The organism is Ruegeria sp. A3M17, assembly GCF_003318255.1.
Taxonomy (GTDB): Bacteria; Pseudomonadota; Alphaproteobacteria; order Rhodobacterales; family Rhodobacteraceae; genus Ruegeria.
The window spans coordinates 19,893-40,363 of record NZ_QOCF01000033.1 but is presented as its reverse complement, the minus strand read 5'-3'; the positions used below and the strand labels follow the sequence as shown (position 1 = coordinate 40,363).

The window sequence follows — 20,471 nt, the reverse complement described above, 5'->3', positions numbered from 1 at the left end:
TAGGCCAGTATGATACGCCTCTATGATTTCCGGCTTTCGGGCAGTTGTCACAAAGTACGTCTGCTGCTGTCCATGCTGCAGCGGGATCATCAAATCGTCGACGTAGACCTGCTGAACGGTGACCAAAACCAGAGCGCGTTTTTGCAGGTCAATCCGCTGAACAAGGTGCCGGTACTGGACGATGATGGGTTCGTCCTGCGCGACAGCACTGCCATCATGGTCTATCTGGCGCAGAAGTACGGCGCAGCCGAATGGGCCCCTACCACACCGAAAGAACACGGCAACATACAGCAATGGCTGTCGTTTTCTGTGAATGAAATCTTCCACGGCGTTGCAATGGCCCGGGCGATTGTTCTGTTTGAACGCGATATCGACCTGGCTGAGCCGCAGGCGCTTGGGCAGAACTCCCTGAAGATCATGGAGCAACATTTGTCAGACCATCGCTGGCTGGCCTGCGACCGTCCCACCCTCGCAGATTTGGCTTGCTATCCCTACATAGCTCTGGCGTATCAGGGTGGAATATCGATGTCTCCGTACCCGGCGGTACGCGCATGGATCGCGCGTGTTGAGGCTTTGCCGGGATATGTCCCGATGCCGGGGTTGCCGGCACCGGGTTAAGGGCAATCGGGGCTATGCTCTGATCTGAACCATGCCGTTTTCGACCCGGGATTCAAACACTTTCATTGGCCGCGTCGCAGGCGCTGAAACCGGGCGCCCGTCTCGCACATCAAACGCGCCCTGATGCAGGGGGCACTCGATGACATAGCCATCGTAATACCCGTCACACAGATCCGCGCCGCCATGATTGCACAGCGCTAGTGAGGCATAGATACCACCGGGCGTGTCGTAGATTGCGATGATACGTGAGCCGAGTTCGACCCGAGTGACCCAATTTTTTTCCAACCGAGCAGCCTCGATCACGTCTTTCCACGGTTTTACATCTGTCATGGATCACGCCTCCTCCTTGTGCCAGATCTGACGCAGGATTTCGCGGTGGGCAGCCAGATAACCGCCGGGCTCGACATGGATGTGGTCTTTCAGCTTCTCATGCAGGCGCGGCAGCGCGTGAAACGGGACCGAAGCGACATAGTGATGTTCCGCGTGGTAATTCATGTTCCAGCACAGAAAAGACCACGGTGCCGAAACCAGATTGGTGCGCGTATTTTCCGACATCTGCGCGACGGTCGGGCGTCCGACATGTTCGGTCATCCGGATGAAGCGCATCACCGGCTCGCCCAGAAATAGGGGGATGAACCAATACCAGATCAGCCCCCACCAGCCCGTGATGGCCATGGCCAGAAAGATCGCCGCATAGATAGCCAGCATTCTACGGGCATCGCGATATGCGGCCTGATGTTCGACTTTCGGAATGAACCGCAGCTCGGTCTCACTGAGATTGCCGCTGGCGTGGCGAAACAGTTCCGTGAATTTGCCGCGCCAATAGGGCAGGGCGGACAGATAAAGCAGATATTCTCCCATTGTTTCGGGCAAAGGGATCAATTCGGGGTCTTCCCCGGTCAGTTGCGTATAGGTATGATGATCGCAATGCTCGTAGCGAAAGAACCGATGTGGCAGAATGATGATCAGGCCGCAGATCTGACCTACCAAATCATTCAACCACCGGGTTCGGAACACCGTATAATGCACGCATTCATGCTGTAGTGAGAAATGGTGCACCAGAACGATGCCTTGCAGGAACATTGCGGGCCAGATTAGCCAGCTGTTCCAAGCTAGGGTGACAAGGGTAGTTGTGCCAGCCAGTACCAGTACCCAAAGCGTCAGATGCCGCAGGCCGGGGCCGTCGGACCGTTGCATGAATCCTTTCAGTTCTTCACGCGTGAGCTTGCCTTCGGCCAGTGCCTGAGACAGGGGCGTAACGATTGCTTGTGACATGTGAGTTCCACATTTTTGCCGGTGCGGGGGCCGTGCCCTCATCGCATGTACCGGCACCGGAGACGGGAGTGCTCCGCACCATAGGACCTTGTTAGGTAGCCCTATTGCAATCAGTTTAGCGCGATGGCACGCGTTCGATCAAGCGGGAAGGTTTAACCAGTGCGGCGTAGACCGATATCCAGATCGGGGTCCGCGAACAGGGCAGCTGCGCAGGGGTGCTTGTCCAGAATGGTGGCTCCGCCAGGCAGACGGTCGGCGTGGAAAGCCCCGTTTTCCCAGTAGGTCACACCGTCAATCACGATTGTCGGATCAAACACGTTCCAGCTGATTTCGCCTGGGGCATAAGCACCGCAGGTGTGGAAGTGCAGAATACGTGGATTGCCGAAAGCGGACCCGCCCCAACGCTCGAAATTCTCGCGCATGTCCCATGGGTAGCCGCAGCCCGGGTGGATGCCCGCATGCCAGGAATGCACGAAATTGCGGTCGATGCCGAACTTACCCGCGACCCGGTCATAATGAGCCTCGGCCCGCGCGGAGTCGGCAGGATCGCCGTCAAACCCTGTCAGGCGCCCGCTTTCCAACATCGCAAACACCGGTCCTTCGAACTCCACCGTATAATCATCATAGTATTTTGATCCGGTGCCCGTCAGAAACTTCAGTGCCACTCGGCCCGAAAAACTATGTGCTGGAACCGGCGTGAAGACCGACATGGGAAAGCGCAAGATCGACGTATCGCCCGTCGTATCCAGGTTCATCTCAGGCCGCCCCTGAAAGTCCGTACCCAGAGGGCAGGTGACCCGCACGTCGGTGGCCCTGTTCAGAACGCCGTTGATCCCTGCCTTGATGTCGAGGAAGGCATCGTGATGCCCGTTGGAAAATCCAGAGCCAAAAAGCTCGCGGCTCAGGGCAAAACTGACGATGATCTTCTTGCCCTGCGGCATTTCCGAGAACCGGAGCTGATCCCCGAGACGAGCCAGAAACAGGATGATATCGGCGGTTTCGAACCGCGCCAGGAGATCAGCGGACAGGTGTGGATTGTCCGGATTAAAACCTACGTTCACTGCATCAACCGACAACCCCATGGATCGCGCGGCATGCGTGACGATTTGAACACTATCCGCATCGAAATAGCCATGTTCGGGAGGTTCATAAGCGATCAACAACCGGTCGCCTGCCGTTGCGTGGGCACAGTTAGTCAATAGATTTCGCGCGCCGCGCTCGGGTGTGATGTCCGACATTCGCGTCTCCTACGGGTTCCGGTCAGTATAGATTAGGCTCGGGTTGCGCGCCTAATCTATTTGAAAGTGATTATGCCTGACATTAGGGTGACTAATATGATCGTAAACCTGCCCTATTCCGCCCTGCGCGCCTTCGAGGCAGTTGTCCGGCATTCCGGCTTTTCCCCTGCTGCAGCTGAGCTGGGCGTCAGCCAAAGCGCGGTCAGTCAGCATGTGCGGGCGCTTGAGGAATGGCTTGGTCGCGATCTGCTGGTACGTGGTGCACGGTCATCGCGCCCGACCCGCGAAGGAGAGCTGCTGGCGCTGGCCATTTCTGAAGGGTTGGGGCGTATTTCGGACGTTTGTACCCAGCTGAGGGACAAGACCCGCACCGACAGGACCATCGTGATTTCATGTCTGCCGGGCTTTGCGTTCAACTGGTTGTTTCCGCGCCTTTTAAACTTTGATCTTGCTCATCCGGACCTGTCGATTTCCATTGCCACGGATACCGGGCAATATCCGTTTTCAGGGGCGGATGCGGATATCGGCATCCGCTATGGTCTGGGTGATTATCCTGGCTATCAGGTCGATTTGCTGATGACCGAGCAGCTGTTTCCGGTCTGCGCCCCCTCTTTGATACCAATCTTGCGTGGCGTCGAAGATCTGGCGCAGCACACGATGCTGGTAGATGAGAACCTGCATCATGGGCCCGCAAGTCCAACGTGGGATTTCTGGGCGCGGCAATGCGGACTGACACTTCCGTGGCCCTTGCGAACACGGCGCTTTGGCCAATCCAATCTGGTCGTTCAGGCGGCCATCGAGGGGCTTGGCGTCGCTTTAGGACGGGAACCTCTGGTCATTGACACGTTGTGCGACGGACGTTTGGTGCGACCAATTCCGGAGCTAACGCAGTCTCCGCTGTCTTATTGGCTGGTTCGACCCCATGAAACTAAGGACAGCCCGAAAGTCGGTGAGTTTCTGAATTGGATCCGTGCCGAGGTTGAGGCGCAGCCGGACATTCCGCCATCTGCGGGCGCAGGGAATTAGCCTGACTTATATGAGTCATTACCATTCCAGCATGGCGCAAGATCGGCTTGCCGCCCATACTTGCACAAGCCATCTGACGATCTGGAGAGCATTTCAATGTATCTGAGAAACTGCTGGTATGTCGCCGCCTGGAGCAAAGATATCGGTCGCGAGCTGAAGGCCGAGACGTTTCTGGGCGAGAATATTGTGCTTTACCGGCAGGAGGATGGCAGGCCGGTCGCATTGGAGGATGCTTGCCCGCACCGCAAACTGCCTCTGTCCAAGGGCAACCTGATCGGGGATGTAGTGGAATGCGGCTATCACGGGCTTAAATTTGACTGCACGGGCAAGTGCACGGACAGCCCGACGCAGCGCGGCATGACCCCGCGGCGGGCGGTGGTGAGGTCATATCCGGTTGTGGATCGGTATCGATTCCTTTGGATATGGATGGGCGATCCGGAACTGGCGGATCCCGACAAGATTTTCCCGATCGATAATTTCGACGATGTCAGCTGGGGCAAGACCGACGGTGGGGTGATGGATATCGACTGCCATTACCTGTGGGTCTGCGATAACCTGCTTGATCCCAGCCATGTCGCCTGGGTGCATGTATCTTCTTTTGCGGGCGCCGGAACGGATGAAGAGCCGCTGAACGTCGAGCGGACCGACCGTGGCGTCGTCGTCTCGCGCTGGATCGCGAATAAGCCGCCATCGCCCTATTACGCTAAACTGGTGGCATTTGACGGCGATTGCGACCGGCTGCAGCATTATGAGATGTGCATGCCCGCGATCGGGCTGAACAAATCCATCTATACGCCGGTCGGGACCGGTGGGTATGACAAGCAACCCATTGCCGAAACGTTCATCAATATCTCCTATAATTTCATGACCCCAATCGATGAAGACCGCACCAGATACTTCTGGTTTCAGCACCGAAATTCCGACCCCGAAAATCCCGAAGTGTCCAAATTCATGAATGACGGCGCGCGCATGGCGTTTCTTGAGGACAAGGACGTTCTGGAAGAAGTCCACAAGGGTATGAAGTACGCAAAAACGCCCAATATCGATCTCGGGTTGGACGCGGGTGCCAAACTGTTCCGCAAAACGCTTGATCGAGCGATCGAAGCCGAAACCATCCCTGTGAGTACAACAGTTCAGGCTTGAGGCACCGTCTGCGAAGGTTACACACGTAGTTTCACTTGATCGGGTTATTTGAAGTTGACCCCGCCCTGCCGACCGAATTTTTGGCAAGAAGGGCGGAGTTTGCCACTTGTTATGACGCTCTGTAGATCACCGGAAACCGACCGCCGGCAAAGGGCGCACCGGGGCGTAAGCTGTTGTCGTGCAGCCATTCGGTGACAGTATCGCGGGGCTCATAGGTTGCGCCGTCCACAGCGAACCGGATCGCATAGCCGCGTCTGCGCCGGGTTGAGGTGCGGTTGCCCATCGCTGAATGTACAATCATACCGTCAAATGCCAGCGCATCACCGGGTTTCATCTTCGGGTAATGAAAGATGTCGTAGTCGGCGCGATTCATTTCGAAATCGGGCATGTCGATATAGTCTGGGTTGTCCACTTCCAGATAATGCAAAAAGCCCCCAAGCTGGTCCGTTTTGAAGGGCCGGTATTTGGCGCCCCAGGCATGTGAGCCCCTTACGAACTCCAACGCACCGTTGTCAGGGTCCACGGGGTCCAGCGCAATCCACATGGTCATGATCGGGCCTGATACCGGCCAATAGGGTTGATCCGTATGCCAGCCCGTTTGTGTCTTTGTTCCCGGTTCTTTGGCAAAAATCTGGTCGTAGATCAGCGAGGTCCAGGGGCTGTTTGCTACCTCTGCCACACGCTGCCCAATATCAGAGCTCAGGCAATAGTCTTGAAACACGCCGGGATTTTCACGCATGTTTTTGTAAGCAAAGTAACGGTCGCCTTTGGCAACTTCGTCATCGACGGCCTGGCGCAGCTTGATCAGCCAATCCTGCGACAGCACTTGTTTCAGCAGCACGACTCCGTCGCGCGCATAGGTATTCTGAACGGTTTTCAGGTCAGGTGTTTGTGTCATGTAACGTCCATTTCTGTCACCTCATTTACAGAGGCGGTTGCAGAGGGCAGGCGCGTTGCGCCCGGTTTTTCTGGCGTTACGAGGCGGGTGAACTGCGGCAGTTTATGATGAAGCAGGGCCAAAGCGACCGGGCCGACCATTTGCCGGCAAGACGTCGATGGAACTGTTCCACGCGAAAGCTCATTGCGTCACCTTTCTCCGTTATCTTAGCCGCAATTTCCGCATTGGAATAGAACCCATGTCGGGTTGTTTTGCATATCGATAAATTTATTGACTAAATGTGCATAGTGATAAATATTATTACCATCATGCAAAATTATTCTGTTTTCTCGCTCGCCCGTAATGCGCTAACCGGGCACCGAAACTGGCCGCAGGTCTGGCGCAGCCCACCGTTGAAAGATCGCTATGATGTCGTGGTGATCGGGGCAGGGGGTCACGGGCTGGCAACTGCCTATTATCTGGCCAAGGAATTTGGCATCACCAATGTCGCCGTGCTGGAACGCGGCTGGCTGGGCGGCGGGAACATCGCGCGAAATACGGTGACCATTCGGTCGAACTACATGAGGGATGAGTCGATCCCATTTTATGTCAAATCCGTCGCCATGTACGAAGGGCTCACGGACGAGTTGAATTTCAACATGATGCATTCCAAACGAACCATGGTGGATGTGGTTCAGACCTGGCCCAAGCTGCGCGAGCTGCGGCGGCGGCAGTTGGTGATGGACATCTACGGCTCGACCTACGAACAGATCACAACCGAGGAATTGCGCCGCCGCATTCCTGCGTTGACTGGCGGTGGCCCAGATGCACGGCTGCCTGTGATCTGCGGCATGGTGCATACAGATGCGGGTGTGAACCGGCATGATGCGGTGGCCTGGGGCTATGCCCGCGCGGCTGACGCGCGGGGGGTTGAGATTCATCAGCAAACAGCGGTGCAATCCTTGCTGCGCGGGGCGGATGGGTCCATCGAAGGGGTCGAAACCAACCGGGGCACCGTTCGGGCAAAGAAAGTGGTCGTAGCAGTCTCGGGGCATACAACGACGCTGACCGAAACTGCGGGCCTCAAACTGCCTCTGCGGACGATGAACCTAACGGCTTTTGTGTCTGAACCGGTCAAGCCTCTGGTCGATGTGATCGTGAACTGTCCGGACAGCGGGTTCTATTTCAGCCAGTCCGACAAAGGTGAGATGGTCATCGGCGGCGCGCCCGATATGGGTCAGAGCTTCCGTCGAGACATAAAGCAACATGTATTCGAGGATACCGTGACTGCCATGCTGTCGCTTTTCCCCAGTTTTAAGAAGCTCAAACTGATGCGGCAGTGGGGCGGGCATCTGGATATTGCCCATGATGCCTCACCCATCATGGATCAGACAGAGATGCCGGGCCTGTTTGTCACCGCCGGATGGTGGGGCGGGTATAAGGCTATCCCTGCGGGCGGGCTGACGCTGGCGCATCTGGTGGCCAAAGGTGAACCGCACCCGCTGATGGCACCCTTCACACTGGGCAGGTTCCGGCATCTGGACTTCGTAATGGAAGCCGGAACGACCACTGCGCGATAGGAAAGGACAGGAACATGATGAATATAACCTGCCCGTTCTGTGGCAAGCGCAATGAAAGCGAATTTATCCATGGTGGCCCGGTAGGGGCGGTCCGCCCCGATCCCAATGCCGTCAGCGATGAGGAATGGGTCGAGTATCTGACGGTGACGCCGAATCCATTGGGTCCGGTTCAGGAGAAATGGTGGCACGCAAGGGGATGCGGTGAATGGTTCTCGATCTGGCGTGATACACGGACCCATGACATTGTGGAGGCACCCGATGGTACAACGTAACCGCCGCGCCTCGGGCGGGCGCATCGACCGAAACCGCCCTTTGCATTTCACCTTCAATGGCAAGCTATATGAAGGGTTTGAGGGCGATACGTTGGCCTCGGCCCTGCTGGCCAACGGTATTCGTCTCACCGCCCGCAGTTTTAAGTATCACCGCCCGCGCAGTATTATGGGCCACGGGGTCGAAGAACCTGCGACGCTAGTGGAACTGGACGGCGAGGATGCCTCGGGCAACCGTCCCGCGACCACTGTACCGCTTCGGGACGGGCTCAGCGCACGCTCGGTCAATTGCTGGCCGTCGCCCGAGTTCGATCTGGGCGGGATCAATCAGTTACTCTCGCGGTTTATCCCCGCAGGGTTTTATTACAAGACGTTCAAATGGCCTAACTGGCATCTGTTCGAACCTTCGATCCGCCGGGCTGCAGGGTTGGCGGCAGCACCCGAAAGCCCCCCGGCTTCGGGCCATTTCGAGGCCCGAAACGCCCATGCCGATGTGCTGATCGCGGGGGCGGGCCCAGCCGGGCTGCAAGCGGCGCTTGAGGCTGGTCGCGCCGGAAAACGCGTGTTTCTGGCCGATGAGGGCGCCGAGGCGGGTGGTAGTTTGTTGAACCGCAACCTGTCTATCGGTGGACGTTCAGCCTTGGACTGGGTCGAGGATGCGGTGGCTGAGCTGCGTGGGATGGAGAATGTCACCCATCTGCAGAATGCAACCGTCTGGGCCTATCGCGAGCACAATCTGATGATCGTGAACGAACGCGAACCCGAACTGGACGGAGTTCTTGAACGCAGCTGGCGCGTACGGGTCGGGGAAGTTGTGATTGCAACCGGGGCCACCGAACGAGCCATGGTCTTTGGTGACAATGATCGACCCGGTGTCATGCTGGCCTCGTCGGTGCAGGCCTATGTCAACCGCTGGGGTGTTACGCCCGGGCAGCGTATGGTGCTGTTTACCAACAACAACAGTGTTTATGCCGTGGCGGCCGATCTGGCAGCAGCCGGTATGCAGGTTGAGGCCATCCTCGATTGTCGCAAAACCGTTCCGCCTGAAGCCGTGAAGCTGGTGCCGGATATTCCGGTTCACGCCGCAACCGTTGCTGGTGACGTACGCGGGCGCAAAGGCGTGCGCGCAGTCAAAGCCGTTCCCGTGACCGGAGGGGCGGGTCGCTGGATCGACTGTGATGTGCTGGGTTGTTCCGGCGGTTGGAACCCGACCGTTCATCTTTGGTCGCAATCCCGCAGCACGTTGCGATTTGATGAGGATCTGGCAGCCTTCGTTCCTGACGAGGCGGTTCAGAATTGTCGCGCTGTGGGCGCAGCGGCGGGTGATCTGACGCTGGATAGGATTGTTGGTGGCGGCGAAGACCTGGCGTACGCGATCGAACCTCTCTGGCGGGTCAACGTGCCGGGACAGCGCGGGAAGGCGTTTCTGGATGTGCAGAACGATGTCTCGGTCAGCGATGTGCATCTGGCCCTGCGCGAAGGCTATGACAATGTGGAACACGTCAAGCGCTACACGACCGGCGGCATGGGGATCGATCAGGGCAAGACCGGCAATATCAACATCATCGGCACTGTTGCGATGCAAAAGGGCGTGCCGCTGCAAGAGGTTGGAACAACCACTTTTAGATCCCCCTACACGCCTGTTTCGTTCGGTGCGATTGGCGGGTTACGGGAAGGCTGGCGGCTATTCCCCTATCGCCATACCCCTGTAACCCAATGGAATAAAGACCACGGCGCTGTGATGTATGAAGCCGGCGCGCGCTGGCGGCGTCCGGGCTATTTCCCAAAACCGGGTGAAGGCCTGCAAGAGGCGGTAAACCGCGAATGCCGCGCTGTCCGTGAAGGCGTCGGCGTCTATGACGGCTCACCTCTTGGCACGTTTGAACTGAAGGGAAGGGACGTTCCGAAATTCCTGGATTTCATCTACTCCAACATTATGTCCACGCTGAAACCGGGTGACGGGCGCTATGGGTTGATGTTGTCTGAAGATGGCTTGATCCTGGACGATGGCGTTGCCTTCCGACTGGATGAGCACCGCTGGATGATTTCAACCTCGACCGGTCACGCGGATGCGGTGAACCAGCATATGGAAAAGCTGCTGCAAACCGAATTCCCCGACTGGCAGGTGCTGATCACCACTGTCACCAGCCAGTGGAATAACGCCACTATCTGTGGTCCCAAGGCGCGTGAAGTTTTGCAGGCGGTAGACTCGGATATCGACCTCTCGCCCGAGGCGTTCCCTTTCATGTCCTTCCGCGAAGGGACCGTCGCTGGTTTCCCTGCGCGGGTGGTGCGGGTGAGTTTTACCGGTGAATTGTCCTATGAGGTCAACGTAGCCCCGCGCCACATGGCGGCCCTGTGGGACAAGGTGATGGAGGTTGGTGCGCCCTTTGGTATCCTGCCTGTGGGTTCGGAATCCAGCCATGTGCTGCGGGTCGAAAAAGGGTTCCTGTCGTTGGGGCATGAGGTCGACGGCACGGTGGATGCCTATGATCTGGGAATGGGATGGGTGATGTCGAAGAAGAAGCCTGACTATCTGGGCAAACGCTCAGTCCAGCTGCGCAGATCAGGCGGCGGTACGCGGCGCGAGCTGGTCGGAATTCTGGCGGATGATCCCAACCAGCAAATCCCCGAAGGTGCACCACTGACGCCCGGAGGTCGGAAAGAAGCCACCGACGGGTTGGTCACTGCCTGCGTATGGAGCGTTGTAAACAACCGTTGGGTTGGGCTGGCGTTGCTGGAAGATGGCCACGCGCGGCAGGGCGAAACCGCCCACGTCCGGCTGAAGGATGACGTGATCCCAGTCACGGTCACGAAACCGGTCTTTCACGACCCCGAAGGTAAATTGCTGAGGTCCTGAGATGAGCTATGACGTCACAATTGAACGGTGCGGCCAGAAGGCTCTGTTCGACCTCAAAGGCGCGCTTGACGCGGTATCGCAATGGGCCGGGGACGCTTTGCCGAGTTTGCCGATCCGCCCCAACAGCCGAACAGAAGAGGACGGCATCGAACTATTTCACATCGGTCGTGACCACTGGATCACCCGCGCCCCACTGGCACAGGAAGACGCGATTGAAGCCCGGCTGAAGCCCACGGACTGTCCGGCAGATATCAGTATTGTTCGGGTCTCGGACACGATGACCTTCTTTTGCATAGTCGGCCCAGATGCAGGTCAGGTGATGTCAATTGCTTGCCCGATGGACCTGCATGACAGCGTGTTCCGGACGGACGCGGTTTCCTATACCGAAGTATTTGGTCTCAAGGCTTTGGTGATGCGGTGTCAGGATGGTATTGAGTTCGCAGTCGAACAGAGTTTTGCGGATATGGTCGAAGACTATCTGATCCGCGCAACGGCTTGAGGGGAAGATCGGCATGGCTCGAACGCACATCCACAAGTACCAGACGCGCTATCATGCTAAGGCAACCTATTCCAAGGCGATCCGCGCCCGGGGTGACTTTGTTTTCATGCAGGGACAGGTCGGCACGCTGATGGATGGCACACTGGTTGGCGAAGGCGACCCGGGCGCGCAGGCAGATCAGGCCTGCCGCAATATCCAGCGCTGGATGGAAGAGGCCGGGGGAAGCTTGACCGATGTCTGCAAGTTGACAGTCTACGTCACCGATATTTTGTACCGTCCGGCCGTTTACGAGGCGATCAACCGCTGGTTCGAAGGTGTTCATCACTGTTCGACAGGTGTGGTTGTGCAGGGGCTGGCCGATCCGTCGCTTTTGGTCGAGATCGACGCGATGGCTGTCATCGACGATGATGCTGATACCCCGGGCTGAGGGTCTCGGGTCTATCCGACATCGCATTGCGTAGAAACGCTTGTCATGACAGTGTCCGGTCGAGCCGGTCCGGTTTAGTCTGCGAATTGTAATGCTTTCGACACTCACCTCGATATTGCCGATCTTTTTGATCATTGCGCTGGGTTTGGCCCTGCGCAAAGGCGGCATTCCCAGTACGGATTTCTGGAACCTGAATGACAAGCTTGTCTATTGGGTTCTGATGCCATGCCTTCTGTTCAGCAAAATTTCCCTGTCGCCATTGGACAAGTCGGCTCTGGGTCTTTACTCGGTTGCTATTCTGGGCGGGTTCGCTGTGGCGCTTCTGTTTGCGCTTCTTAGCGCCCGTTTGTTGGGTTTTGCACCGCCGCAGGCCACCTCGATCCTGCAAGGCAGCGCGCGACATAACTCATTCATCGGGCTTGCGTTGGCTGCCAACTTGTATGGGCCGGCGGGGCTGGATATTGCGATCCTCGCGACCGCAATTCTCGTGCCCACCACCAATATCGTCATGGTGGTTCTGATGGTTGGTGCGCTCAAAGGCGACCGGACCAACAGCCTGGCCGTTGCAATCCTGCGGGAACTCGCGCGCAATCCGTACGTGATTTCGATCTTTCTGGCGGTTTGTGCCAACCAGTTGATCGGTGACAGGATAGCGGTCGTGCATGATGTGACGGATGTACTGGGTGCAGGTGCATTGCCGATCACATTGCTGGCTGTCGGTGCCAATCTGAGAGTCCGGGCCATGGCCGCAAGTGCGCTGCCCTTAATTCTGGCCTTCACGGGCAAGATGATTGTCTTCCCTCTGGCAGTTCTGGTGATCGGACTGCTGGTGGGGTTGCCGCGGGAGGTTCTGCAGATCGCCGTCGTCTATTCGGTGGTGCCCACTGGTGCGTCTTCGTACACGCTGGCCAAGCACTTGGGTGGAGACGCGCCGCTGATGGCGGCCATTGTCACGTTGCAGACGTTGATAGCAGCCGTCAGCATTCCCGTATCACTTGCTTTGCTGCTGCCCCTAATTCCTTAAGCGGTCATTGCGACAAGTGTTCATGGGCCCAGACCGCGATGTCCAACAGGCGGGCGTCATCACCCTTTCGTCCGATCAATTGAATGCCAAGCGGCAGGCCATTCTGGTCGGTCCCGAATGGCAAAGCGACCGAAGGCACCTGCAACAGGTTCCACATCCGGGAAAAAAGCGGATCTCCGGTAGCGTCCAAACCGGCAGGGGCTGGTCCGGGGGCCGACGGGACCAACAGAGCGTCCACATCCCGGAACATCTGATCCAGCATCGCGCCCGCCCGGTCGCGTAGGTCCAGAGCAGCTTGGTATTCTGCGTCGGTGACGGCCAGCCCCGCTGTGACAAGGTCATGAAATTGCGGGCTGATGGCAGGCATGCCGACAGCGTATTCTGCAGCGCGCTGCCGCGCGACCTCATAGCCCATGACGGTGATCTGAGCCTGCGTGAGTTCGGCAAAAACGGGTGGAAAGGCAATTTCCCCGGTCTCTGCCCCCGTTGCGGCAAGGGCAGCCAACGCACGCGTACAGGTGTCCCGCATCTCGGCCGAACCGTTCCGCCAGTGCGGGCCGCGCATTAGGCTGATCCGAGGCAAAGCCTCGTCGAACTCAACTGGCGGTGCCGGGTCAGTTCGGCACATTACCGCACCGGTCAGCACAAAGTCGCGGGGATCACGAGCCAGAAGGCCGAGTGTATCCAGGCTTTGGGACAAGCCCATGACACCCGTCAGAACATACCGCCCGGTGGTTGGCTTGAATCCGCAGACCCCGCAATACGCTGCTGGTCGGATCAGCGAGGCTGCGGTTTGCGATCCAAATGCGAGCGGAGCCATGAAATCGGCCACTGCTGCGGCAGAGCCGGATGACGAGCCTCCCGGCGTATGCGCCGGGCTCGCCGGATTGGCGGTTTTACCGGGTTTGAAGTAGGCGAATTCGGTGGAGATGGTTTTACCGATCGGGATCGCGCCCGCGTCCAAAAAAGCCTGAACGCAAGCTGCATTGCGGTCGGGGCGGCGCCCGGCATACAGGTCGCTACCCCATCCTGTCGGCATGTCATCGGTGTCGATGATATCCTTGATCACAAACGGCACGCCATGGAGCGGCCCACCAACGGGGAGAGAATCGGCGGCCTTTGCACGCTCCATGGCGCGGTCCGCATCGAGGGTTTGAAAAGCCCCGATGACGGGTTCACGGTTCGTGATCCGGTCCAGATGGGCCGCCATCACCTCGGAAGGCTTCACCTCACCTGCCCGGATTAATGTGGCAAGTTCATGGGCAGAATGTCGGTTCAGCCCGGTCATGCCTCCTGCGCTTTCAACGCGTTGGCAAAGGGGGCGACTGGCATGTCGTAGATGCCACCGCCCAACCGGCCGGCCTCGCCCAATCGGTCAAGAATGCCTAACCCGATCACAGGCCCCGAACCCTGTTCCACGGCGCCCCGCGCCGTGCTGCCCAGCCGAACATCCAGGGCTCGGAAATACGGATGGGCCCCGACTGACAGACCAGACATACGCGCTTGAGCGTCGTCGGGCAGATAGGCACCCAGACCCTTCTTTTGTTGTGGGCTCAGGTCGATGGCCATTGCCCCCAGCCCGAACGCCTCGACCACGGCACTGTCTCCGATTGCGCCGAGGGCGCGGTCCTGCGGCAGATCCACGTCAAACGCTCCTTTGGGAGGGCTGGCCGGGATTGTGAACCAACGGCCCGGCAGACCCGAGATCTGGATGCCAACTTCGTGCCCATTGCCGCCTGCAGCGGTGACGAAGCTTGATCCTTCAATACCCTCCGCCAGTTTCATCATGCATTTGGTCGCCGCCATCCAGAGGTTGAGAAACAGTGAGGGTGAGCTGTCCATAAAGGCCAACACGTCGTCATCCGTGATCCCGCTGGTGGTGCGATCCTGGAGTTCAGCAGTCAACGCCTGTGCGGCCACAGGTGTGCGACCATGGCAATCATCCCCGCCCATCAGGCCGATTACGGCCAGCGGGACCAGTGCGATCCCTTCGGCAATCCCTTTCTCCAGAACATCAAGAAACCGGGTGTTGAGCCAGCGAATGTGGTTGAGCACCGCCTCGGACCGCAGTCCCAACCGCATAGCCGGACGGCTACCTGCATTGATCGGTGCGTAAACACGTTGTTGGCCACGCCACGCGTCATAGACTGTGTGCAGCGGCATGTCCGCCGAGACGACTGCGGCCAGAGGTGTCACGACATCATGGTCCTGCGCAGGTTTCAGGACGATCTCGCCTGCGTTGATCATCGCCTCGGCCTGATCGAAATTCTGCGCCAGCCCTTGCCAAACAGCAGCGACGCAAGCCGAGTTCAGGATCGGCGCGGTGATCTGATCCGGGCTGGCGAAGGCGGGACCGGCATGTAACAGGACGTTTTCGTCCAACTTCAGCGCCTCGGACGCAGTATTGAACCGGTTCCAGACCGGTTGTGTCACCATGGCCTTGTCGAATGCCAGCTGATCAGCTGGATGCAGCATCAAGTATCCTCCGGCGGGATGATCCAAGTTTCCGAGAAATAGAGGAAGGCAGTCGTCGTTTCATACCCAGCCTGCACCCGTGTGCCCAACTTGCCCGGCAATGCGTGACCATTAACGATGATCTGCGCCGAATGTGCGGGCACCAGTAGCGAGAACATGTTCTGCTCACCCGAAGCGACCTCATGCGGAGACAGCTCCAGCGCGCGGGGTGGCTCGAGCCCCTCCCAGACCAGTTCGACCGTCAGGTTTTCCCCGGCGATGGTTTCGGTATAGCGATGGCTCATCGGATCGCCCGAGGATCGGACGACCTGCGCGCCTATCTCAGGCAGGGAGGCAAAAGCGGGAGCATTTGCGAAAGCCGCCAGTTTGCTGATGAAATTGATCTTCAGAAAGGCGGTCAGATCGGGATTGTCGCTCAGGATCACGTTCGGTGCCTCGGGCGGTCCGTCCACTTGATCTGGTGTTCCGTACAGCAGCAGCACCTGACCCTGACCCACCGGAGACCATGCCACGCGAAAGAACAGCGCCATAGCGGAAAAATTGTTGTTGTCGTCTTTCAGCAGGATGCCGGGGTTCTCGCCAGTCCAATCCACGGTTCCGGGGGTGATCGGTTCGTTCAACGGCATCACAGATCCTCCTGCGGGGTCACCCAGGTTTCGGAAAAGGCCAGAAAGGCGGTCGACATGGTGCGGCCAAAAAACTGGCGGCTTGCGACCTGACCGGGGAGCGGGGTGCCGTTGATGACGACCTGCGCCGCCTTGGCCTCAAGGAACACTGAATACATCTCATGCTCTTTGGTTGCCGAGTTTTCCTTAGTGACCTCAACTGGCAAGGGTGGGCCCATTTCCTGCCAGATCATCTCGACCGTGACGCCCGAGCCGCGAAGGGTCTCGGAATAGCGCAATCTCAAATCACCGGGGCGTTTTTCGACGCTGTCACAGTCCAGCCAGGTCATCGCGCCGAGGCCTGCCTTTCCGATGAAGGTAGGCATTTTCGTGACCCAACCATCCACGATCCAGCGCATCATGCGTTGGTTGTCCGTCATGATCAGATTGGGTGCGTGCGGCCAACCCTGCGCTTGATCCGGTGCGCCCAGGATCAATGCGGCATGGCCCCGACCATAGGGCGACAAAACCACCCGGAAGAACAGCGCCAGCGTGTCGTAGTGGTCCTGCGTCGAGCTTTGTTTTAGATAAATGCCCGGGTTTTCGCCGGACCAGTCGACCCGGCCCGGATTATGAGGAACACGATTTGTCATGACCAGCTTGCCTCGTATTTTTTCAGCGCATCGACGATGAACGTCTTACGTGCCTTGCCCTGCAAATGGTCGCCAGATTTGTAGATCTCAGCCACCTGATGCGAGATTTCCTTGAGCACAGCACCATCGTCGCGGCCGTCCTGAAGCGGAATGCGCAGCATTGTGTCCCCGGCATAGGTCGGTATCACCTGACCGGCAAAGCCATCGGTCGGTTGCGGAGGGGACTGACCGTCTTTCAACGCGCGAATGGCGTTGCGCAGCAGGCGGCGTGCCTTGGCCACGCCCCGATCCGTAAAGCTGAGGTTTTCGCGGGCATGGACGTTCCGCGGCCCCTGACTGACCCAGGCGTCATAGTCGCCGGGGTCCCGCTGGCGCATCTCATAGGGTCGATCGGGATCCTGGCCATAGAAATCGGTCATGCCAAAGCCCACTTTACTTTTGTCGGTCAGGCCCTTTGGATCGTCATTCGCCGCCGCATCCCGGAAGTGGCGCCATGCGATGACCATCGTGTTGGTGTCGTCAATCGGGGTTATCCAACGCGACAGCCCGCAGCGCCCAAAATAGCGAGGCTCGTCTGGCACCGGGAAGTGGCCGCCGTTTTGCGTGAACGACGGCAGCATATGGTCATGTATGCGCACCCAGACGATATCTTCGACTCGTCGGACATTGGTGTAAAAATCGCCCGTTTGACTATCGTGAAACTCGATCATCGGCATTTCAGCAAAGGCGTCGATGAACTGGCTGCGTACCGCCAGAGTATGCAGATAGACAACATGGAACGGGTCCCATGCGTTTTCCATCACCTGAAGCCAGTTGCACGGGGATTTGATTAGGTAAGGCACCAACTCGTCGCCGTCTTCGTCAAATGTGTCCATCACTGGGAATGGGGGTTGCTCCTCGGGGGGACCCATAAATGCAAAGGCCAAACCCTTGTATTCGATCACCGGATAAGCCCCCAGACAGGCCTTTTTCTTGACCTGTGAGGCGGGCGGCTCACACGGGGTTTCCAGAATGGTGCCGTCCAAACCGTACTTCCAACCGTGGTATGAGCATCTAATTCCGCCTTCCTCAACGATGCCGAACTCCAGGCTCATGTTGCGGTGGCAGCAATGCAGATGGGTCAGGCCCAGCTTGCCCTCTTTCTTTTCGCGGAACAGAACCAGATCTTCGCCCAGAATGCGCAGGCGGTAGGGCAGGTCGCCAATCTGATCGGTCATTGCTACCGGCATCCAGAACCGGCGCAGGTATTCGCCGCACGGTGTGCCGGGGCCAACCTCGGTCAGTTCCGGGTCAGGCTGCTCTTGCCAGACTTTTTGTTGGTCGTGACCGCGGAAATTGCCCTTGGGGGCTGAGAAATGATCGTTCATGCCGTCCTCCGTGCGTATCGGTAGTCAGGGAAACGGATCGGGCACCGGCGTGGTGCCGGTCCAGATCGATTTGACCTGACAGAAATCCCTTATGGCGTCCGGGCCCAATTCACGCCCGTAGCCTGACAATTTGATCCCGCCAATGGGGCAGGCAGGGTCAACGCTGCGATAATGGTTGATGTAAACAGTGCCCGCCTCGATTGCCTCAGCTACCCGCGCGCCCTTGTCGGCATCGGTGGTCCAGACACCGGCAGCCAGCCCGTAGTCGCTGTCATTGGCCAGTGCGATGGCTTCGTCTTCGGTGGTGAAAGAGGTGACGGCCAAAACAGGGCCGAACACTTCTTCACGCCAGAGCTGCATGCCGGGGGTCACATCGTCGAATACCGTTGGTCCGATATAGAACCCATTTCGGCCTGCCGTTGTGGCGGTGCCGTCCAGTAAACAAACCGCACCGTCGGCTTTGGCGCGTTCGATCATTACCGTAACCTTTCGCAGATGCGGTTCATTGGCCAGCGGTGCGATCTGAGTATCCGGGTCCATCGGATCCCCCATCTGCAACGTGCGGGCACGGTCGATCAGGCGGGATAACAGCCTGTCCTTCAACCGGGCCTCAATGATCAGCCGCGATCCGGCGACGCAGGTCTGGCCATTTGACAGGAAGATGCCGGATAGAATTCCGTTGACCGCATTGTCTATGTCACAATCGGCAAACACCACCTGCGGAGATTTGCCGCCCAGTTCCAGCACCGCCGGGATTACGCCAGCCGAGGCAGCCTCGGCCACTTTTCGTCCGCCAAGGTCCGAACCGGTAAAGGTGACCTTGCGCGTTAGAGGATGGCGGACCAGTGCTTCGCCGACCTCATGACCCAGTCCGGTGACGACGTTCAGCACCCCGGGCGGTAATCCTGCCTCATGTACCAGCCGGGCGAATTCCAAGGTTGAGGCCGAAGCCATTTCCGATGGCTTCACTACAACCGTATTGCCAGCTGCCAGTGCCGGGGCCAGCTTCCATGCAAGGATCATCAACGGAGAATTCCAGGGCGTGATGGCGACCACGACGCCATAGGGCCTAAAGTGGCCCACGCTATGCACACCGGGGATGGAATTGGCCTGAGGTTCGGGCTGCAGCTTGCGTGCCTCTGTCGCAAAAAATCGAAACCAGCTGTGCAGCCCGGCAAACTGCCCGCGCACCTCGGTAATGCGTTTGCCGTTGTCGCGGATTTCGGGTGTGACGAGGTCTTCCCACCGGGTTTCCAGCATGTCAGCCAGTCGGTCAAGCATATCCGCCCGTTCTGCCGGCCCAGCTTTGGCCCATGGCCCGCCGCGGAAGGCCTGGTCGGCGTCCCGGATGGCTATGTCGGCGGTCTGAGTGTTGCCACGGGCGATCATGCTCCACACCTGACCGGTGGCAGGGTCGATACTGGGCAGGGTTTCACCATCCCAATCGACAAAGGCACCGGAAATGAACGGGGAATAGGTTTTCATTCAACGTTCCCCGGACAAAGGTTGAGCCACCAATGCCAACAGATCGCCACGGCGCACCATGCCACGATTGCCATGAGCCAGAACGTGCCCGGCTGTGGGAAAGGCAAGTTCGACGGCCGAGCGTTCCGGTTCGGTGGGGAAATGCAGCCTGCCTGCCAGATCGCCTCGTTTGACCTGTTGTCCTGCGGTGCAGCGTCGGTCGAACAGCCCATCTACGGGTGCATGGACCGAATGCAATGGATCGGCGATTTCGACACATTGCATCGGTACAGGGTCCGGAGCACCGCCGGGCAGGATACCTAAATGCTTCAGACAGCGTTTGAGCCCGGCTTCGGCAAGGTCCGCGGCATGCGGATCGACACCACCCCCGCCGCTGAGTTCAGCCGCGATCATCGGGACCCCAACCCGCGCGGCCGCGGCATTCACACTTCGGTTGTCGTTATGTGCGCCCAGCACCCAGATCAGAGGCAACCCGAAAGCGCGGGCCAGTTCCATGTTGGAAGCGGTCAGGTCCGCGTCATCCCCCCGCGCCGCCAAGGCGCAGGGCTCGAATACAGATGCCTTGCCACCCGAGTGCAGGTCAATGGCGGCATCTACGCGCGGCAGCAGTACAGTTTCAACAAAATGCGCCAGCATCGCTGTCGGGCCGCCATTCGCGGTGCCAGGAAAAGCCCGGTTCAGATTTTGCCCATCCAATGGCGAAACCCGCGATGAGGCCAGAAACGCGGGGGCGTTCAAGGCCGGGATCAGGATCACCTGTCCGGTCAGGTCAGATGGGTTCAGCTGTGCCGCAAGCCGCAGGATCGCGGCGGGTCCTTCGAACTCGTCTCCATGAGTGCCGCCCAAAATCAGAACAGAAGGTCCGGGTTTGCCATGTAAGCTGATGACCGGGATCGGGTGATATCCCAACGGTACAGCATTGTCGGACCATTTCAGCATCAGATCACCGGACTGCCGACCTGGCGCATCCAGGTCGATGGTCAGGTGAAGCCTGCTGGGTTGGGGCGAAAACGTATCGGTCATCCGGGTTCTTTTGCTGAGTCACAGCTT

At 58.5% G+C, this 20,471-nt stretch carries 20 protein-coding genes; 9 read left to right on the top strand and 11 right to left on the bottom strand.

From position 1 onward, the window contains the following. The first annotated feature begins 9 nt into the window (after positions 1 to 9). Positions 10 to 618, top strand: a complete 609-nt coding sequence (locus DS906_RS18440; protein WP_113791550.1) for a glutathione S-transferase family protein — start codon at positions 10 to 12, stop codon at positions 616 to 618. A 12-nt stretch (positions 619 to 630) separates the two neighbouring features. On the opposite strand, the gene DS906_RS18435 is transcribed toward DS906_RS18440, so the two are convergent. From DS906_RS18435 to DS906_RS18425, 3 genes are all read right to left on the bottom strand, one after another. Further along, a complete protein-coding gene (locus tag DS906_RS18435) occupies positions 631 to 948 on the bottom strand; it encodes a non-heme iron oxygenase ferredoxin subunit (protein ID WP_113791549.1) in 318 nt (105 codons plus the stop codon). 3 nt (positions 949 to 951) lie between these two features. Then, positions 952 to 1,893 carry a fatty acid desaturase family protein gene (locus tag DS906_RS18430; protein WP_113791548.1) on the bottom strand — a complete coding sequence of 314 codons (942 nt, stop codon included), beginning with the start codon at positions 1,891 to 1,893 and terminating at the stop codon, positions 952 to 954. Positions 1,894 to 2,045: 152 nt separating this feature from the next. Continuing rightward, on the bottom strand, positions 2,046 to 3,131 hold the full coding sequence (locus DS906_RS18425; protein ID WP_113791547.1) for a hypothetical protein: 1,086 nt from the start codon (positions 3,129 to 3,131) through the stop codon (positions 2,046 to 2,048). A gap of 96 nt (positions 3,132 to 3,227) precedes the next feature. On the opposite strand from DS906_RS18425, the gene DS906_RS18420 reads away from it, so the two are divergent. Together DS906_RS18420 and DS906_RS18415 are read left to right on the top strand one after the other, a co-directional pair. After that, positions 3,228 to 4,157: a LysR substrate-binding domain-containing protein gene (locus DS906_RS18420; protein ID WP_113791546.1), complete on the top strand. Its 930-nt coding sequence runs from the start codon at positions 3,228 to 3,230 to the stop codon at positions 4,155 to 4,157. Positions 4,158 to 4,253: 96 nt separating this feature from the next. Continuing rightward, the gene (locus DS906_RS18415; RefSeq protein ID WP_113791545.1) at positions 4,254 to 5,300 is read left to right on the top strand and encodes an aromatic ring-hydroxylating dioxygenase subunit alpha; all 1,047 of its coding nucleotides are present in this window, start codon (positions 4,254 to 4,256) and stop codon (positions 5,298 to 5,300) included. Positions 5,301 to 5,409: 109 nt separating this feature from the next. On the opposite strand, the gene DS906_RS18410 is transcribed toward DS906_RS18415, so the two are convergent. After that, positions 5,410 to 6,198 carry a phytanoyl-CoA dioxygenase family protein gene (locus DS906_RS18410; RefSeq protein WP_113791544.1) on the bottom strand — a complete coding sequence of 263 codons (789 nt, stop codon included), beginning with the start codon at positions 6,196 to 6,198 and terminating at the stop codon, positions 5,410 to 5,412. Positions 6,199 to 6,506: 308 nt separating this feature from the next. Here DS906_RS18410 and DS906_RS18405 point away from each other — a divergent pair, with 308 nt between their 5' ends. The 6 genes from DS906_RS18405 to DS906_RS18380 all read left to right on the top strand — a co-directional run bounded on the left by DS906_RS18405 (position 6,507) and on the right by DS906_RS18380 (position 12,836). Further along, positions 6,507 to 7,757 carry an FAD-dependent oxidoreductase gene (locus tag DS906_RS18405; protein ID WP_113791543.1) on the top strand — a complete coding sequence of 417 codons (1,251 nt, stop codon included), beginning with the start codon at positions 6,507 to 6,509 and terminating at the stop codon, positions 7,755 to 7,757. Positions 7,758 to 7,771: 14 nt separating this feature from the next. Then, the gene (locus DS906_RS18400) at positions 7,772 to 8,029 is read left to right on the top strand and encodes a sarcosine oxidase subunit delta (RefSeq protein ID WP_113791542.1); all 258 of its coding nucleotides are present in this window, start codon (positions 7,772 to 7,774) and stop codon (positions 8,027 to 8,029) included. Next, a complete protein-coding gene (locus DS906_RS18395) occupies positions 8,016 to 10,886 on the top strand; it encodes a 2Fe-2S iron-sulfur cluster-binding protein (protein WP_113791541.1) in 2,871 nt (956 codons plus the stop codon). The genes DS906_RS18400 and DS906_RS18395 overlap by 14 nt, the downstream gene beginning before the upstream one ends. Position 10,887: 1 nt before the next feature. Further along, positions 10,888 to 11,385 (top strand): sarcosine oxidase subunit gamma family protein, encoded by a 498-nt coding sequence (locus tag DS906_RS18390; protein WP_113791540.1) that lies wholly within the window; start codon positions 10,888 to 10,890, stop codon positions 11,383 to 11,385. Positions 11,386 to 11,398: 13 nt separating this feature from the next. Continuing rightward, a complete protein-coding gene (locus DS906_RS18385; protein WP_113791539.1) occupies positions 11,399 to 11,812 on the top strand; it encodes a RidA family protein in 414 nt (137 codons plus the stop codon). A 91-nt stretch (positions 11,813 to 11,903) separates the two neighbouring features. Beyond that, positions 11,904 to 12,836, top strand: coding sequence for an AEC family transporter (locus DS906_RS18380; protein WP_113791538.1), 933 nt, complete (start codon positions 11,904 to 11,906; stop codon positions 12,834 to 12,836). A 4-nt stretch (positions 12,837 to 12,840) separates the two neighbouring features. On the opposite strand, the gene DS906_RS18375 is transcribed toward DS906_RS18380, so the two are convergent. From DS906_RS18375 to DS906_RS18345, 7 genes are read right to left on the bottom strand one after another with little or no spacing between them, the layout of a single operon-like run. Then, positions 12,841 to 14,124, bottom strand: coding sequence for an amidase (locus DS906_RS18375; protein WP_113791537.1), 1,284 nt, complete (start codon positions 14,122 to 14,124; stop codon positions 12,841 to 12,843). Further along, positions 14,121 to 15,311, bottom strand: coding sequence for a DUF1116 domain-containing protein (locus DS906_RS18370; protein WP_113791536.1), 1,191 nt, complete (start codon positions 15,309 to 15,311; stop codon positions 14,121 to 14,123). Before DS906_RS18370 ends, DS906_RS18375 begins: the two co-directional genes overlap by 4 nt. Next, the gene (locus DS906_RS18365) at positions 15,311 to 15,937 is read right to left on the bottom strand and encodes a hypothetical protein (RefSeq protein WP_113791535.1); all 627 of its coding nucleotides are present in this window, start codon (positions 15,935 to 15,937) and stop codon (positions 15,311 to 15,313) included. Before DS906_RS18365 ends, DS906_RS18370 begins: the two co-directional genes overlap by 1 nt. Beyond that, entirely contained in the window at positions 15,937 to 16,569 is a 633-nt protein-coding gene (locus tag DS906_RS18360) for a hypothetical protein (protein ID WP_113791534.1), read from the bottom strand. The genes DS906_RS18365 and DS906_RS18360 overlap by 1 nt, the downstream gene beginning before the upstream one ends. Next, complete coding sequence (locus DS906_RS18355) at positions 16,566 to 17,936, bottom strand: Rieske 2Fe-2S domain-containing protein (RefSeq protein WP_113791533.1); 1,371 nt, start codon at positions 17,934 to 17,936, stop codon at positions 16,566 to 16,568. The genes DS906_RS18360 and DS906_RS18355 overlap by 4 nt, the downstream gene beginning before the upstream one ends. Positions 17,937 to 17,960: 24 nt before the next feature. Further along, on the bottom strand, positions 17,961 to 19,421 hold the full coding sequence (locus DS906_RS18350) for an aldehyde dehydrogenase (RefSeq protein WP_113791532.1): 1,461 nt from the start codon (positions 19,419 to 19,421) through the stop codon (positions 17,961 to 17,963). Further along, a complete protein-coding gene (locus DS906_RS18345) occupies positions 19,422 to 20,444 on the bottom strand; it encodes a succinylglutamate desuccinylase/aspartoacylase family protein (protein WP_113791531.1) in 1,023 nt (340 codons plus the stop codon). Positions 20,445 to 20,471: the final 27 nt, after the last annotated feature.

What these genes read in the sequence shown, in the direction of transcription:
- DS906_RS18360 (WP_113791534.1), bottom strand. Translation starts at nt 16,569, where the DNA reads ATGACAAATCGTGTTCCTCATAATCCGGGCCGGGTCGACTGGTCCGGC.
- DS906_RS18380 (WP_113791538.1), top strand. Translation starts at nt 11,904, where the DNA reads ATGCTTTCGACACTCACCTCGATATTGCCGATCTTTTTGATCATTGCG.
- DS906_RS18425 (WP_113791547.1), bottom strand. Translation starts at nt 3,131, where the DNA reads ATGTCGGACATCACACCCGAGCGCGGCGCGCGAAATCTATTGACTAAC.
- DS906_RS18385 (WP_113791539.1), top strand. Translation starts at nt 11,399, where the DNA reads ATGGCTCGAACGCACATCCACAAGTACCAGACGCGCTATCATGCTAAG.
- DS906_RS18365 (WP_113791535.1), bottom strand. Translation starts at nt 15,937, where the DNA reads ATGCCGTTGAACGAACCGATCACCCCCGGAACCGTGGATTGGACTGGC.
- DS906_RS18390 (WP_113791540.1), top strand. Translation starts at nt 10,888, where the DNA reads ATGAGCTATGACGTCACAATTGAACGGTGCGGCCAGAAGGCTCTGTTC.
- DS906_RS18345 (WP_113791531.1), bottom strand. Translation starts at nt 20,444, where the DNA reads ATGACCGATACGTTTTCGCCCCAACCCAGCAGGCTTCACCTGACCATC.
- DS906_RS18355 (WP_113791533.1), bottom strand. Translation starts at nt 17,936, where the DNA reads ATGAACGATCATTTCTCAGCCCCCAAGGGCAATTTCCGCGGTCACGAC.
- DS906_RS18370 (WP_113791536.1), bottom strand. Translation starts at nt 15,311, where the DNA reads ATGCTGCATCCAGCTGATCAGCTGGCATTCGACAAGGCCATGGTGACA.
- DS906_RS18435 (WP_113791549.1), bottom strand. Translation starts at nt 948, where the DNA reads ATGACAGATGTAAAACCGTGGAAAGACGTGATCGAGGCTGCTCGGTTG.
- DS906_RS18400 (WP_113791542.1), top strand. Translation starts at nt 7,772, where the DNA reads ATGATGAATATAACCTGCCCGTTCTGTGGCAAGCGCAATGAAAGCGAA.
- DS906_RS18405 (WP_113791543.1), top strand. Translation starts at nt 6,507, where the DNA reads ATGCAAAATTATTCTGTTTTCTCGCTCGCCCGTAATGCGCTAACCGGG.
- DS906_RS18420 (WP_113791546.1), top strand. Translation starts at nt 3,228, where the DNA reads ATGATCGTAAACCTGCCCTATTCCGCCCTGCGCGCCTTCGAGGCAGTT.
- DS906_RS18430 (WP_113791548.1), bottom strand. Translation starts at nt 1,893, where the DNA reads ATGTCACAAGCAATCGTTACGCCCCTGTCTCAGGCACTGGCCGAAGGC.
- DS906_RS18350 (WP_113791532.1), bottom strand. Translation starts at nt 19,421, where the DNA reads ATGAAAACCTATTCCCCGTTCATTTCCGGTGCCTTTGTCGATTGGGAT.
- DS906_RS18375 (WP_113791537.1), bottom strand. Translation starts at nt 14,124, where the DNA reads ATGACCGGGCTGAACCGACATTCTGCCCATGAACTTGCCACATTAATC.
- DS906_RS18395 (WP_113791541.1), top strand. Translation starts at nt 8,016, where the DNA reads ATGGTACAACGTAACCGCCGCGCCTCGGGCGGGCGCATCGACCGAAAC.
- DS906_RS18440 (WP_113791550.1), top strand. Translation starts at nt 10, where the DNA reads ATGATACGCCTCTATGATTTCCGGCTTTCGGGCAGTTGTCACAAAGTA.
- DS906_RS18410 (WP_113791544.1), bottom strand. Translation starts at nt 6,198, where the DNA reads ATGACACAAACACCTGACCTGAAAACCGTTCAGAATACCTATGCGCGC.
- DS906_RS18415 (WP_113791545.1), top strand. Translation starts at nt 4,254, where the DNA reads ATGTATCTGAGAAACTGCTGGTATGTCGCCGCCTGGAGCAAAGATATC.